This window comes from Gelidibacter salicanalis, from assembly GCF_016469035.1.
Lineage (GTDB): Bacteria > Bacteroidota > Bacteroidia > Flavobacteriales > Flavobacteriaceae > Gelidibacter > Gelidibacter salicanalis_A.
In genome coordinates, this window is the sequence record NZ_JAEHJZ010000052.1 from 12,178 (window position 1) to 26,490 (window position 14,313).

Sequence of the window (14,313 nt, forward strand, 5' to 3'; positions counted from 1 at the left end):
CGCTAAATTGGAAGAAGATCACCTACATAATGAAGACGAAAACATTCAGGAAAACGCCAGCAATGAAACCATTACAAGGGTTACTGGGATGTTTAAGGATTGGTTTTTAGACTATGCTTCTTATGTTATCCTTGAGCGTGCAGTTCCGGCTATAGAGGACGGATTTAAACCCGTGCAACGACGTATCATGCAATCTATGAAAGATTTGGATGACGGACGTTATAATAAAGTCGCCAATATTGTTGGTCACACCATGCAATACCATCCACATGGTGATGCCAGTATTGCGGATGCCATGGTGCAAATTGGCCAAAAAGACATTTTAATTGACACCCAAGGTAACTGGGGGAATATTCTTACCGGAGATAGTGCCGCCGCCTCGCGTTATATAGAAGCACGTTTGTCGAAATTTGCTTTAGAGGTGGTGTTCAATCCAAAAATCACGGCATGGCAATCGTCATATGACGGCAGACGAAAAGAACCGGTCAATCTTCCGGTCATGTTTCCTTTGTTATTGGCACAAGGAGGCGAAGGTATTGCAGTCGGGCTTTCTACGAAAATCCTACCTCATAATTTTATTGAATTGATTGATGCATCAATCAAACATCTTAACGGCAAGAAATTCACCATTTATCCAGACTTTCCTACCGCAGGTATAATCGATATTACTGATTATAAAGATGGTTTGCGCGGTGGAAAGGTGCGGGTCAGGGCTAAAATTTCTCAGCTCGATAAGAGTACTTTGGTTATTAATGAAATTCCGTTTAGCACTAATACCTCGTCATTAATTGATTCAATTTTGAAGGCTAATGATAAAGGGAAGATAAAAATCAAGAAGATTGAGGATAACACTTCGTCTTCAGTAGAAATTCTAGTGCATTTACCTTCCGGAATTTCACCTGATAAAACTATCGACGCGTTGTACGCATTTACCAATTGTGAGGTATCCATTTCGCCATTAGGTTGTGTAATTGAAGATAACAAGCCGCTTTTTGTAGGGGTTACTGAAATGCTACGTCGTTCAACAGACAATACCGTTGAGCTTTTAAAACAGAATTTAGAAATTAAACTAAATGAGCTTGAAGAGCAATGGCATTTTGCATCATTGGAGCGTATTTTTATCGAGAATAGAATTTACCGTGATATTGAGGAAGAAGAAACTTGGGATGGTGTCATAACCGCTATTGATAAAGGGTTGCAACCTCATATCAAACATTTAAAACGTGCCATAACTACTGAAGATATTGAGCGATTGACGGAAATCCGTATCAAGCGTATTTCTAAATTTGATATTGATAAGGCACAACAAAAAATTGATGCCCTCGAAGATCAAATTGCACGAGTTAAACATGATTTGGCGCATTTGATTGATTATGCCATAGCCTATTTTACTCGGCTTAAAAATGAGTATGGCAAAGGTCGTGAGCGTTTAACAGAAATCCGTTTGTTTGATGATGTAGACGCTACAAAAGTGATTATAAGGAACACCAAACTTTATGTAAATCGTGAAGAAGGATTTGTTGGTACCTCACTTAAAAGAGATGAGTATGTAGGCGAATGCAGCGATATTGATGATATTATCGTTTTTACTAGAGATGGCAAAATGATGGTCACCAAGGTAGATGCCAAAACGTTTATCGGTAAAGATATCATCAATGTAGAGGTATTCAATAAAAAGGACAAACGCACCATTTACAACATGATATACCGCGATGGGGCAAAAGGCCCTTCATACGTGAAGCGTTTTGCCGTAACCGGCGTTACACGCGATAAGGAATACGATTTGACCAACGGGAACAAAGGCTCTACCGTGTGGTACTTTTCATCCAATCCAAATGGTGAGGCTGAAGTTATCAGTATCTTTTTGAGACAGGTGGGAAGTGTTAAAAAGCTGAAATGGGATCTTGATTTTGCTGATATTCTTATAAAAGGCAGAAACTCCAAAGGAAACCTGGTTACAAAATATGCGATCAAAAAAATTGAACTCAAAGAGAAAGGTATTTCTACCTTAAAACCACGTAAAATATGGTTTGATGATACCATCCAACGGTTAAATGTTGATGGTAGGGGCGAGCTGATTGGTGAGTTTAGGGGTGAAGACCGCTTGTTGATCATCAATCAATCCGGTATTGTAAAAACAATTCTGCCAGAATTGACTACTCGTTTTGATAACGACATGATCGTTTTAGAAAAATGGGTTCCTAAAAAGCCAATCTCTGCTATTTATTTTGAAGGTGAAAAAGAACGGTTTTACGTGAAGCGATTTTTTATAGAACACGAAGGCCGAGAAGAGTTGTTTATCTCAGAGCATCCCCAATCGCATCTTGAAATTGTTTCAACCGATTGGAAACCTATTGTAGAAGTGGAATTCACCAAAGAACGGGGCAAAGACAGGAAAGATAATTTGGAAGTCAATTTGGAAGAGTTTATCAGCATCAAAGGAATTACCGCCTTAGGCAACCAATTGACCAAGGAGAAAGTGAACCAAATTAATTTGTTGGAACCATTGCCGTATGAAGCGCCAGAAGAAGTGCCTGCTCAGGAAATTGAAGTGATTGATGAGGACGACGTTTCAGAAGGTAAAGCTTCTAAGGCCGAATTGGATGATGACCAATTGGAAGATAATGGACAAGGAAAGTTATTTTAGTATTTTTTCCTTGTACTGTTGAGATAGATAGGTAGAAAAGGCTTCTGCTCCATTTTTTGTCATATGCGTAGCGTCTTTCCAATAGGCGTTATTCTTTTCGTCTTTATAGAGGTTGGAGAAATCCCAATACGTTAAGCCCAGATTTTGCATTATATTATTCAGTTTGATATTGTCAATATCACAACTGTCATTATATAATGGTGATGTCACAAATAAGAATGTCTTATGGGGTGTTATATCGATAAATGCTGCTATAGATTCTAAGTAGTGTAAAGCCACTTTATTTACTTTATGATCATCTTTGCATTCTTGGGGAGTATCTGCTTTAGATAATACCTGATCCCTCATTGATGCTTGCATTTCACTTACTATAATAGGGTCATAGCCATTGTAATTATGGAAGTTATAGCTTGGTCTTAAAAAATTTTTAATTATGCCAATGGCGTTACCGTTATAATTGATACTGCTGTAAAACTTCTGTAAAACAGATAACTGACCAGATTCTTTAAGTGCTTTGGTAATATCGTCGTTTCTTTGATATTTTGTTTTTAATGCTGTAATATCCGACCCATCATAATCATTATCAAAGAAATTTTTAGTGTCAATATGGACCAGAATAAGCTGCTTACTCTTAATTGGTAATGTGCTTATTAATGCGCTATTGTACGCAATACCAACACCATCAGTTCCCATGTTAAAACCATTAGTGCTGAATAAATCAACATCTATATGTCTGTTGGCTCTCGAATTCCCGAAAACTATAAAATCTGCACTGTCTTTTTTAGATAAGAAATGATTCAACTTGCCAATGGCTTGCCCAGTCATCACTTTATCGCTCATTTTATTAAAACTAAAAAACACAACCTTATCAAGTGCATAACTGAACAATAGTATTAGTGCCACCATTTTAAGAATCTTATATGTAATTTCTGAGTTCATAATCTAGAATTGAAAGTATATAAAATTTTCAGTTGTTGAATAGAATAAACATAGCATTATAATAATAATAGATACGATAATAGATAGTTTTACTGTATTAAAACGAACCCCGTAATCTTCTAACGGAATATCTGATCTGAAAATTTTTAGATCAATTAAAATTCCAATTGAAAGCAGAATTACTGCATTGACGAAAGAATTGATATTTCCAATAAAAAGTGCGCCATAGTTAAAACTAAATATTTCAGTAAAAATGGCTAATGCGGATGTTAGGTCTTTAGCCCTGAAGAAAATCCAAGTAATGAGGACAACAATAAACGTGTAAAGATATCCAAAGGCATTAAAGGTTTTAATTTTAAATGCTGAAAACGCGTATTTCTCTAAGCTCAAGAATATGCCGTGGATACCACCCCAAATGACAAAATTCCAAGAACTACCATGCCACAAACCTCCAATAAGCATTGTTAGCAAAAGATTGCGATAAGTAATAACAATACCTTTTCTGTTACCACCCAATGAAATATATAAATAATCCCTTAACCAAAAAGAAAGCGTCATATGCCATCGTCTCCAGAATTCAGTCAAAGTTCTGGAGAAGTAAGGAAAATTAAAATTCCGATTAAAATTGAAGCCCATGAGTTTTGCACTACCAATTGCGATATCAGAATAGCCAGAAAAATCGAAGTATATTTGAAAAGCGTAAAAAATGGTGGCAACCAAAAGAGTTGAACCGTTGTGAATATCATAATTGCCGTACACAGAATCTACATATACTCCTAAATTATCAGCAATTGCAACTTTTCGAAACAACCCAATAAATATTTGAAAAACCCCAGTTTTTATCAATGTGATATTGAGACGTCTTTTACTTTCAATTTGAGGTATTAAGTTTGAGGCCCGCTCAATTGGACCTGCTACCAATTGAGGAAATAAACTTACAAATGTAAAAAAAGCGACAATGTTTCTGCTCGGTTTAATATGCCCTCTATAGATATCTATACTATAACTGAGCGTCTGGAATGTATAAAAGCTAATACCTACCGGTAGGATAATCTGTAATGTAAGATCATTAACCTCCCATCCTAAGGTAGACATGGAACTAGAAAATGAACTTGCAAAAAAGTTGTAGTATTTAAAGACACCAAGAAGTCCAAGGTTAGAGAATAAACTCACTAGGAGCCAACGGTATTTGTTCTTTTCTCCTTGGGCTTCCTCAATTTTCAAACCCACAAAATAATCGAGGAATGAACTAAATATGATCAGCGATAAAAACCTATAATCCCACCAGCCATAAAAAACATAGCTAGAAATAAGCAATAAAATGTTTTGGCTTTTATATCTATTCTGAAGTAACCAATAGCAGATAAAAACAATTGGAAAAAATACGAGATATTCTATAGAGTTGAAAAGCAATATCTTAGAGTTTTATAAGTGTGAGCCATTGTTGTGATGTTTTCTCTTATTAAGATACTAAATGCAAATGTACAGACACCATAAATATTCTTTTTTTAGGTGTACAGATGAATTTAACGTCCTAATGGTTTTATTAACAATTTTTAAATCTCTTTCAGTTGAACTTAATATTTACAAATGCCAATCATATTGAAAGCCTATGATCAGCACATTTTTAAATAACAAGCCTACTCTATTTTAGTAGCAGTACCTTGTTCTACTCGCTTTTTTTGACTACCTGGCTGAATCGCTAAACTATATTCAAACGTATAAGAGTCCTCTGACGTGGTCAAAATCTTCATGTGGATGGCTTTTTCCTCACTCATGTTTTTTGGATTGATGTGTTTCATGATAAACTCACAGTCGTTGATCCAACGTATAGAAGCGGTATCAATTTTATTTTCATAATAATCGATATTCAAATCTTCGGTTCGTACAAACCGTCCCGTTTTTTCGATACCATCAGTAACGTACGTAAATTCAAATGTACCTGTTTTAAAATCTTTACAATTTCTTTCCTTGTTATAACAGCTGGTTAGAAGAAGTAAAAAGATAAGGGATAAGAACAATTTCATGAATATAGGTTTAATTGCAAAATTAGTCAAAAGAAAGCTAACCTAAGCTTAAATTTAAAAGATGACGCCTTGATTAGCGGCCATAGTCTTTAATCCTTAACAAAATCCTTAAACGTTCCATCCGTGTAAAAAATGACAATTTTTTCGATGCTTTTGTCGGCAGTATCGATTCTTGGAAGTGGTGTTTCTTCAGGTGCCTTTTCCTTGGGTTTTTCCTGCGATTGTAAAATTGGAGTGGAATGAGAGGGGAATTCACCCTTACCATTTAACAGCCAATAGAGTTCAACTTCAGGATAGGAGGACAAAATCTTCAGCACAAAATCCAGGCTAGGTTTGTTTCTTCCAGAAAGAATATGGGAAATACTGGAACGCTGAACACCTATTTTTTCAGAGAATGAAGAGGCACTTTCAGAGTAGTAATCGATGACTTTTTGAAGTCGTTTTGAAAACTCATCACTGTTGATCATTGTAAACTAATATTTAAAAGTTCAGACGTTACAAATGTAACAAATACTGCGTAATCGCCATGCTTATTTGTGGTATATTGTTTTTTTTAGTTAAATTAAAAGATCATGTAATAACATGTATTTATTTGATCATAAGTTTTTTATACTTAAAATTATAAAACCTAAATTACACATCTATTGAGCAGTGTAGTGGATCTTAAGATTTAAAACAAAGTTGTATAACAATGTAAACAATCGAGAGGACTTTTGATGTTTACAATTGTAAATTATCAATTGTTTACATTTGTCATCATAATTATTGAACATGGAAATAGCGCACTTACAACACCCTTATAATTACTATCAGGAGTCCTTACTTTTTGGTCGGTATATCAACGCAGACCACTTGCAGCCTTTACTTAAAAAGCACAGTGGAAATTTTGAGATTGCGGTCATTGGCAAGTCGGTGTTATTGGAGGATATTCATTTTATTAAAATTGGCACTGGTACAATAAAAGTCTTAATGTGGTCTCAGATGCACGGCAATGAAAGCACAACTACCAAAGCACTGTTTGACTTGTTGAATGTGTTTTCTGATCATGAAACACTCAGTGTTCAGGATCTTTTGAGTAAGGTTACTCTGGGTATTATTCCTATGTTGAATCCGGATGGTTCGAGGGGCTATACACGGGTAAATGCTAACCAAGTAGACTTAAATAGGGATGCCCAAATGCTTACACAGCCAGAAAGTAAGGTGCTGAGAACATGTTTTGATAGTTTTAAACCTCATTACTGTTTTAACCTTCACGGTCAGCGCACAATTTTTAGTGCGGGTGCAACTGATAAATCTGCCACTGTATCTTTTCTGTCGCCCGCACAGGATGCCGATTGTACGGTGACCATCACTCGAAAAAAAGCAATGGATGTTATTGTTAAGATGGACCAGGTGCTTCAGGAGTACATTCCGGGACAGGTGGGGACCTATGATGATGCTTTTAACCTAAATTGCGTTGGCGACACTTTTCAGACCTTAAATGTGCCTACGATTTTGTTTGAAGCGGGTCATTATCTTCAGGATTATGACAGAGAGGTTGTAAGAGGCTTCATATTTCTATCGATATGGACGGCTTTGGTCGAAATAGCTTTTGAAGATGTCGCGGGGGTTAGGGAAGAGGAATATTTTGCAATTCCAAAAAACGATAAACTGTTTTATGACATCATTATCAGGAATGCGAAATTAAAAATTGGGGATGTTCATCAAATTATAGACATAGCTGTTCAGTATGTTGAGCGATTAGAGCAAAATGAGGTTATTTTTATCCCTAAAATTGAAAAAATCGCAGACTTAAGAAATTTTTATGGACATAAGGAGATTCAGGCTAATGGACATCTAGTGATTTCAGAAAGTCAGGAGGCGCTAAAAGAGGGTTTCGAAATCGATTTCGTATTTATAAATGACATAAAATACCTGCTTAATGTGTAAAATAAGTAGCATTCTATATATTATCTTCAGTAAATTTCCATTATTTTTGTAAAAAATTTAATAATACACTAAAAATGGGAAAGTTCAAATTAGATGAAATAGATCATCAAATTTTAGACATGTTAATTGATAATACGCGAATTCCGTTTACGGATATTGCTAAAAAATTAGTAATTTCTGCAGGGACAGTTCACGTAAGGGTCAAAAAAATGGAAGAAGCAGGGATTATTCAAGGGTCCTCACTTACTCTAGATTACAAAAAATTAGGCTATTCGTTTATTGCCTACGTGGGCGTTTTTCTAAACAACACCTCTCAAACCAAATTTGTTTTAGAGCGTATCAATGAGATCCCGTTTGTTACAGTAGCGCATATTACTACTGGTAAATTTAATATTTTTTGCAAAGTGAGGGCTAAAAACACCTCTCACGCCAAAGATATTATCTTTATGCTGGATGATATTGAAGGTATTTACAGAACTGAGACCATGATTTCATTGGAAGAAAGTATTAACGACAAAAAGCGTCTCATGCATTCTATTTTTAACGAACTATAATCGTTTTAATAATTATAAGTCTATACCCTTTGTTGAGAAATCAATAAAGGGTATTTTTATAGATGGAATATAAATTGTAACTATGACTATAAATGACTTGAAACCCGATGAATATCATCCGTATTACCAGCCTTATGTCAGCAAGGTGGGGCAGGGAAATGTATTGGATATTCTGAAAAACAATAGCGAACTCGTGTCGTCTTTTTTAAATACTATTGACCAAGGCAAACTGGGTTTTCGATATGCTGAGGGAAAATGGACTATCAAGGAGATTGTGCTGCACTTAATTGACACAGAGCGTATATTTGCTTATCGTGCTTTATGCATCGCCAGAAAGGATAAAACCGACCTGCCTGGATTTGATCAGGATGCCTATGTGGTAAACAGTCAAGCTGACACACGGAGTATCAAAAGCTTATTGTGGGAATACAGTACTGTAAGATCGGCTACAGTCTCTTTATTTGAGAGCTTTGATAATCAGGCTTGGATGCATAGCGGTGTTTCAAGCGAGAATAGGCTTTCTGTCAGAGCTATTGCCTTTATTATTGTTGGTCATGAAAACCATCATCTTGAAATAATAAAAGCGCGCTATCTATGATCTATAATACTCAAAAGCTTTAATTATCAATCCGTTTTCTACCAAGCAATCAATTTTAGGTTTTCCAATCTCTTCTAAGAGCACAAAGTTGATGTTGCCATGTTCATTCTTTTTATCAAACTTCAAAAGATCGATAATGGCATCATGATCCGAATTGTCAATTCTTACTTTTTTGAAAATTTTCAGGAAGGCCTCCTTTATGATTTCTAAGTCAGTTTTAGGGAAACCTAACAATTCAGCTGAGATGTATGCTTCCATGATCATGCCTATGGCAATGGCTTCTCCATGGAGTAATTCCTCTTTATCTGTTTGAAGTAAAAAATAAGACTCGATGGCATGACCTAAAGTGTGTCCGAAATTGAGCGTTTTACGCATTCCATGTTCATAAGGGTCTTCGGTGACGATGGTGTTTTTTATTTCAACAGATTGATGAATTAACTGGTCTAAATCCTCTAAGGTTGAGTTGTCTAAGTCTAAGAGGTTATTCCAATAAGCTGCATCGTAGATAAGTCCGTGTTTTAGCATTTCTGCCAGTCCACTTTTTAAATGATTTTGTGGTAGCGTGTCTAAATAGCTTGTGTCTACCAATACCATGTCGCCGGAAGAAATCACGCCAACCTGATTTTTAAGAGCGCCCAGATCAACACCGGTTTTGCCGCCAACAGAGGCATCTACCATTGCTAAAAGTGAAGTAGGCACATTAATATACTTTAAGCCGCGCTTGAAAGTGCAGGCTACAAAGCCGCCAAGATCAGTTACAACGCCTCCGCCAACGTTAATGATAAGCGCTTTTCTGTCGGCACCTAACTCTGACAAGGCATTCCATACGCCAACACAAGTGTCAATATTCTTATGGACTTCTCCTGCTTCAACTTCAATAATTTCACAGTCCAAATTAGTTTCTAATTTAGACATGAAATTTGGCAAACAATGGGTGTGCGTATTGTTATCTACAATGATAAAAATTTTAGATAAATGATTGTCTTTCAGGTAGTTGTTAAGCTTTTCGTATCCTGTAGTATTGAAGTGAACAGTGTATGTATCGTTGGTAATTGAGGTCATTGTAGATATGGCTTTTAATTAAGGATGAAAATAAGCAGTTTTTAATTAATTAATCAAGAATGAATAATTAAATTTGTGTTTATTTTTCCACAATGGCTATACCTAAAATTTTTGAAAATACAGAAGTCGCTTTTAGTCTTAAAAGTGATTCTGAGCTCGAACGAGCGTACTTTTTATTTAAGATGATATCTTATGAGCCTTTGGTTAAGATAGGCACAGCCGCTACCAATTTTGCTTTAAAGACCAATTTACCGGTAGAGGGCTTAATTCGCTCAACTGTGTTTGACCATTTTTGCGGTGGCGTCAACGAAGAAGATTGTTTGCCCGTTATTGATGGTATGTACGCAAAGAATGTGAGCTCTGTTTTAGACTTTTCTGTTGAAGGCAAAGAAATTGAGTCCCATTTTGACGCAGCAATGCAAAAAACACTCAAAATCATCAATTTTGCCGATGAGAAGAAGTCCATGCCAATTGCTGTGTTTAAGCCCACTGGATTTGGTCGTTTTCATCTCTACCAGAAAAGAGGAGAAGGAACGGCATTTACGCCTGAAGAGCAAGAAGAATGGAATAGGGTGGTAGCTCGTTTTGATACGGTTTGTAAATTAGCTAAAGAAAAGGATGTAGAAATATTAATTGACGCTGAAGAAAGCTGGATGCAAGATGCTGCAGACGAGTTGTGTGAAGCCATGATGCGCAAGTATAATACCGGAATACCAATAGTTTACAACACTTTACAGCTTTACAGATGGGACCGATTGGATTATCTGAAACAACTTCAGGCACGTGGTAAAAAGGAAGGATTTACAGTTGGTATTAAAATTGTTCGAGGTGCTTATATGGAGAAAGAGCGTGAAAGAGCTCAAGAGAAGGGATATGAGTCCCCAATTTGTGCCACGAAAGAGGCCACAGATTTAAATTTTGATGAAACTTTGGACTATATTCTCAAAAATTTGGACACCATTTCTTTATTTATAGGTACCCATAATGAAAGAAGCAGTTATTTGGCCATGGCGAGGATGGAAGATCTTAAAATTCAAAAAAGCGATAATCGTGTGTGGTTCGGTCAGCTCTATGGGATGAGTGATCACATTAGTTTTAATTTGGCTGCCCATGGATACAATGTAGCCAAATATGTACCTTTTGGTCCCGTAAAAGAGGTGATGCCGTATTTAATACGTCGCGCTGAAGAAAACACTTCGGTAGCAGGACAAACCAGTAGAGAGCTCATGTTGCTTAAAACAGAGAAACAAAGAAGAAAGTTATAAAACAAAAAAGCCGTTTCAAAACTAGTTGAAACGGCTTTTTTATAGTATTGTCCCAAACTCTGAGGGTGATCTCCAACTACCTAAACCTCAGAAAAGTTCAGGAAGTATTGCGACCATTTTTTTTATATTAGGTAAATTGATACCATTTTTTATTATTCTCAGGATTATTTCCGTAGCCATAGCCATAACCATAGCCTTTTTTTTCAAAATTAGTACCGTTTAATAATACATGCATTTTTGGTAATCTTTTTTCGGCATATAATGGCGTTGCCACCGCTGCCAGATGCCTTTTGTCCACGTTGGCAGCGCTCACCACATAAATAAACAAATCTGCAAATTTTGATACAAGCAAGGTATCACTTACTAATCCCACCGCAGACGCGTCTACAATAATATAATCGTATTTATTCTCAAAATAATCAAACAATTCCTTTACTCTTGGGCTCATCAATAGTTCAGATGGATTGGGAGGTATAGTGCCTGAAGCAATAACATCCAAAAACTCATTGTTTTTAAGCTTGGTTACAATATCATCAGGTTTTAAATTCTTGTCCACTAAAAAATCTGAGAGACCAACTTGAGTAGATGGTTTCTCTTTAAGATATTGCATAATTTTAGGCACTCGGACATCCATTTCAACCAACAGTACTGATTTTTCTGAAAAGGAAATTGAAGAGGCTAAGTTTGTACTGGTGTGTGATTTTCCTTCTTTAGCTCGGGTAGAAGTTATAAATATTTTTTTGGCACTGTTGTCATGGTCTCTCAGTATAAAATCTATATTCGATCGAATAATTCTAAAAGCTTCGGCTTTTGGAGAATAATCAACTTTATTGATCAGTTTTGTGTTCTTATTAGTCATTGGAACATCCCCAATATATGGGATGTCAAGAACTTGCATTAAATCATCTTTATCATAAATTTTTGTATCGAGCAAGTCAATGGCGTAAATTAAACCAACTGGAAGCATCAACCCTAACACTATAGCTGCTAAATAGATAATCATTTTATTGGGAGAAACCGGTTTGTGTGTGGAATAGGCGGTATCAATCACTTTTGCATTCGGAGAGAACATGCCAAGACTAATTGCTGATTCTTCACGCTTCTCCAATAGGTATAAATATAAGGACTCCTTAATGCTTTGTTGACGTTCAATATCTCTAAGTTGTCTCTGTTTTGTAGGCGCAGTATAGAGTTGACCTCTAATTCTTGAGTCTTCTCTAGTAAGGTTGCTCAGGGTGATTTGACTTGTTTTTTTCATGTTTTCCAACGAATTCTCCAAATTGGCTTTCAAGGAATTGATTTCATTGTTCAAGTTGACCACTACTGGGTTTATATTACTCGAATTTTTTAATATTCGATCACGCTGAGCGACCAATTCGTTATAGCTTTTTGTAACTTGGTTTATGTTTGGATCAGTAATACCAAGGTTAGATGGCAAATAATCGGAACTTTTATTTCCCCCATTTATCTCCTCTTGTAAATAATCAATTAGTTGAATGGTGTTTGCAGTGCTATTAATTTGAATTTCATTCTGTTTTTCACTTTCCAAATAAATATTGGCCTGAGATCCCAACGCGGTCAAATTATTTCTTTTTTGAATCTGTTCTGCAGAAAAATCTACTTCTTCTAATTCTTTAAAAACCAGTTCTAAACGATTGTTTATAAAATCAGAAGTCACCTTCACAACTTCTTCCTTATCCGTAATAACGTCATTATTGTATTCTCTGATGATTTCATTGAGAATATCTACGGCCTTTTCAGGTATATTGTCTTTAAGCTCTAATTTAACAACGCTAGACCCTTCTTCAGTAGAGGTCATTATACCAGTTTGATATTTATTTACAATGGAGTTTACTGGAGATATGGAGACCTTTAGGTTACTTCCAATTTTTGGGGCGTGTTTGTCGATATTGGGAATCATGACCATATCGCCAAATCCCGTTTTAATGCGATCTCCAAAAGAAAACAACTTTCCTTCAGAGTCATCACGATCAATAATGGATTTGCCATCATCTTTAAACATTAAAAACTGGGATGGAGATTTTATCTTAATATAAAGCGTGGTGTCAACATCATGTATAATTGAATCGTTAGCAAAGAAATTTAATTTTATTGAAGGATTTTCATAGCTCTCTTTCTCCTTAATTTTTCCTTGTTCATAATAGCGAACATTCAGTCCTAAGTTTTTGACAATATTAGCAACAATGGTTCTTGATGTCATAACTGCTATTTCATCATTTATTTTATTGGTTCCATCAGAGAAAAGTCCGCCTTTCCCAATATCTGCCATATTTGGTAATTTTTGAGATTGTTTTTCGTCCTTGATTTTGATCGTTGCAGACGCTTTATACTCATAAGTTGTGTACCGAAGATAGCCATATGCCAATGCAAGAGCTGCAATTAAGAAGAAAGAAATAAACTTCCACCGTTTGAGGTAAATGTTTAACGTTTTTTTTATTTCGTTAGTAGATTTGGTCATTTTAGATTTCATGAGACTTTATTGTTGATCTATATATTATTTTATCAAGAACACTGCTAAAATTGTCGTTAAAGTACCAATTGCAGAAATTAAAACAGAGTTGTTCTGATTGTAGGTAGATGAGCGTATTCTGGAATTATTAGGTTCTACAACAATAACATCATTTTGTTGCAAGTAATAGAGTGGCGAACTTACAGAATTCACTGAGGTCAAGTCCATTTTTGCAAACCTCTTTTTACCATCCACCTCACGAATTAATAAAACATTTTTGCGCTGGCCAAAAATTGTTAAATCATTAGCTAGGCCTAAAGCTTCCAATAATGTTATACGTTCATCTTGTATGGTAAATGTCCCCGGATCTGCAACTTCTCCTATAACCGTAACGGTAAAATTAACCAATCTAACGTTTATGATAGGATCTTTTGCATAGGCGCTTATTTTTTCTTTAAGCATGTTGGTAAGTTCTATTCGTGTCATTCCTGCAATATGTAATGTGCCTAAAACAGGAAATTCTATATTGCCATTAAAGTCAATCAAATAGGTCTGCATACGGGTAGATCCAGTTGCTCTAACAAGATCATCGCTTTCTGAAACAACTGATAAATTAAATGGTTTTGCAGCAATTGGATCTGCAGCAGAGACATTAATTGTCAAAATATCGTCTGGTTTGTAAATCAGTTGTTCTGGTGTTGAGTCTATATAACCACCACTGAGAGGTTCATCTTGAAAATATACGAGGTCTTTACGGGATGCGCAGGATGAGGCAAAGGCTAATGCTAATATTGAGATGATAAAGATATGTGTTTTCATTGA

12 protein-coding genes are annotated in these 14,313 nt (G+C 35.8%); 5 read left to right on the forward strand and 7 right to left on the reverse strand.

Features of this window, described 5'->3' with window-relative positions; genetic code table 11:
* Positions 1-7 precede the first annotated feature (7 nt).
* Complete coding sequence (locus tag JEM65_RS18800; RefSeq protein ID WP_199602942.1) at positions 8-2,647, forward strand: DNA gyrase/topoisomerase IV subunit A; 2,640 nt, start codon at positions 8-10, stop codon at positions 2,645-2,647.
* Here the strand turns inward: JEM65_RS18800 and JEM65_RS18805 are convergent.
* The 4 genes from JEM65_RS18805 to JEM65_RS18820 form a co-directional block, all read right to left on the reverse strand.
* Positions 2,639-3,586 (reverse strand): hypothetical protein, encoded by a 948-nt coding sequence (locus tag JEM65_RS18805; RefSeq protein ID WP_199602944.1) that lies wholly within the window; start codon positions 3,584-3,586, stop codon positions 2,639-2,641. The two genes, JEM65_RS18800 and JEM65_RS18805, sit on opposite strands and share 9 nt — an antisense overlap.
* Before the next feature lie 3 nt (positions 3,587-3,589).
* Positions 3,590-4,816 carry an MBOAT family protein gene (locus tag JEM65_RS18810; RefSeq protein WP_368856070.1) on the reverse strand — a complete coding sequence of 409 codons (1,227 nt, stop codon included), beginning with the start codon at positions 4,814-4,816 and terminating at the stop codon, positions 3,590-3,592.
* A gap of 410 nt (positions 4,817-5,226) precedes the next feature.
* Positions 5,227-5,613 carry a hypothetical protein gene (locus JEM65_RS18815; protein ID WP_199602947.1) on the reverse strand — a complete coding sequence of 129 codons (387 nt, stop codon included), beginning with the start codon at positions 5,611-5,613 and terminating at the stop codon, positions 5,227-5,229.
* Between the two features lie 89 nt (positions 5,614-5,702).
* Positions 5,703-6,080: a helix-turn-helix domain-containing protein gene (locus tag JEM65_RS18820; RefSeq protein ID WP_199602949.1), complete on the reverse strand. Its 378-nt coding sequence runs from the start codon at positions 6,078-6,080 to the stop codon at positions 5,703-5,705.
* Positions 6,081-6,384: 304 nt separating this feature from the next.
* Between JEM65_RS18820 and JEM65_RS18825 the strand changes: the two genes are divergently transcribed.
* From JEM65_RS18825 to JEM65_RS18835, 3 genes are all read left to right on the forward strand, one after another.
* Entirely contained in the window at positions 6,385-7,542 is a 1,158-nt protein-coding gene (locus tag JEM65_RS18825) for a M14 family zinc carboxypeptidase (protein ID WP_199602951.1), read from the forward strand.
* A 74-nt stretch (positions 7,543-7,616) separates the two neighbouring features.
* Positions 7,617-8,096, forward strand: a complete 480-nt coding sequence (locus JEM65_RS18830) for an Lrp/AsnC family transcriptional regulator (protein WP_027126983.1) — start codon at positions 7,617-7,619, stop codon at positions 8,094-8,096.
* 82 nt (positions 8,097-8,178) lie between these two features.
* Positions 8,179-8,694 (forward strand): DinB family protein, encoded by a 516-nt coding sequence (locus JEM65_RS18835; protein ID WP_199602953.1) that lies wholly within the window; start codon positions 8,179-8,181, stop codon positions 8,692-8,694.
* Here JEM65_RS18835 and aroB read toward each other — a convergent pair.
* Positions 8,689-9,756, reverse strand: a complete 1,068-nt coding sequence (gene aroB, locus JEM65_RS18840) for a 3-dehydroquinate synthase (RefSeq protein WP_199602954.1) — start codon at positions 9,754-9,756, stop codon at positions 8,689-8,691. The two genes, JEM65_RS18835 and aroB, sit on opposite strands and share 6 nt — an antisense overlap.
* A gap of 98 nt (positions 9,757-9,854) precedes the next feature.
* Between aroB and JEM65_RS18845 the strand changes: the two genes are divergently transcribed.
* Positions 9,855-11,021, forward strand: a complete 1,167-nt coding sequence (locus JEM65_RS18845; protein WP_199603053.1) for a proline dehydrogenase family protein — start codon at positions 9,855-9,857, stop codon at positions 11,019-11,021.
* Between the two features lie 127 nt (positions 11,022-11,148).
* Here JEM65_RS18845 and JEM65_RS18850 read toward each other — a convergent pair whose 3' ends face one another.
* Positions 11,149-13,512 carry a GumC family protein gene (locus tag JEM65_RS18850; RefSeq protein ID WP_199602955.1) on the reverse strand — a complete coding sequence of 788 codons (2,364 nt, stop codon included), beginning with the start codon at positions 13,510-13,512 and terminating at the stop codon, positions 11,149-11,151.
* Positions 13,513-13,536: 24 nt separating this feature from the next.
* Entirely contained in the window at positions 13,537-14,310 is a 774-nt protein-coding gene (locus JEM65_RS18855; RefSeq protein ID WP_199602956.1) for a polysaccharide biosynthesis/export family protein, read from the reverse strand.
* Positions 14,311-14,313 lie beyond the last annotated feature (3 nt).

Excerpts from the sequence above, each read along its gene's own strand:
- JEM65_RS18855 (WP_199602956.1), bottom strand. The coding sequence starts at position 14,310 with ATGAAAACACATATCTTTATCATCTCAATATTAGCATTAGCCTTTGCC.
- JEM65_RS18820 (WP_199602949.1), bottom strand. The coding sequence starts at position 6,080 with ATGATCAACAGTGATGAGTTTTCAAAACGACTTCAAAAAGTCATCGAT.
- JEM65_RS18830 (WP_027126983.1), top strand. The coding sequence starts at position 7,617 with ATGGGAAAGTTCAAATTAGATGAAATAGATCATCAAATTTTAGACATG.
- JEM65_RS18805 (WP_199602944.1), bottom strand. The coding sequence starts at position 3,586 with ATGAACTCAGAAATTACATATAAGATTCTTAAAATGGTGGCACTAATA.
- aroB (WP_199602954.1), bottom strand. The coding sequence starts at position 9,756 with ATGACCTCAATTACCAACGATACATACACTGTTCACTTCAATACTACA.
- JEM65_RS18850 (WP_199602955.1), bottom strand. The coding sequence starts at position 13,512 with ATGAAATCTAAAATGACCAAATCTACTAACGAAATAAAAAAAACGTTA.
- JEM65_RS18815 (WP_199602947.1), bottom strand. The coding sequence starts at position 5,613 with ATGAAATTGTTCTTATCCCTTATCTTTTTACTTCTTCTAACCAGCTGT.
- JEM65_RS18835 (WP_199602953.1), top strand. The coding sequence starts at position 8,179 with ATGACTATAAATGACTTGAAACCCGATGAATATCATCCGTATTACCAG.
- JEM65_RS18825 (WP_199602951.1), top strand. The coding sequence starts at position 6,385 with ATGGAAATAGCGCACTTACAACACCCTTATAATTACTATCAGGAGTCC.